Source organism: Micromonospora sp. DT41 (assembly GCF_049841715.1).
GTDB lineage: Bacteria > Actinomycetota > Actinomycetes > Mycobacteriales > Micromonosporaceae > Micromonospora > Micromonospora profundi.
In genome coordinates this window covers 1-284 of the sequence record NZ_JBNCKU010000049.1, presented here as the reverse complement: position 1 = coordinate 284, position 284 = coordinate 1, and the positions used below count along the sequence as shown (strand labels likewise).

At 60.2% G+C, this 284-nt stretch carries 1 protein-coding gene; it reads left to right on the top strand.

Annotation, left to right across the window (positions count from 1 at the left end):
• Positions 1 to 93 precede the first annotated feature (93 nt).
• The coding region (locus ACLQ23_RS31535) for an FG-GAP repeat protein (RefSeq protein ID WP_425881533.1) at positions 94 to 284 on the top strand (191 nt) is incomplete at its 3' end.

The following is a 284-nucleotide window of genomic DNA, read 5'->3' as shown; positions in this document are numbered from 1 at the left end:
GATCGGACGATGACGATTTGGCGGTGGACGTCGTCGGGTTCGTCGTTTGAGCGTGCTAGTGATTATGAGTCTGGTAGTTGGACGATGTCGCAGGTGGAGGATCGGGTCGCGGCTGGTGACGTGAACGGTGACGGTAAGGACGACATCGTGGCGGCGTATCAGAACGCGGCTGGTGATTTCACGTACCACGTGTGGAAGAACGCTTGGACCCATGGGGAGTGGTACACCTCGGGTCAGTACTCACTCGGACCGGTCGACAGCCGCCTGGTCCTCGGCCGCTGGTA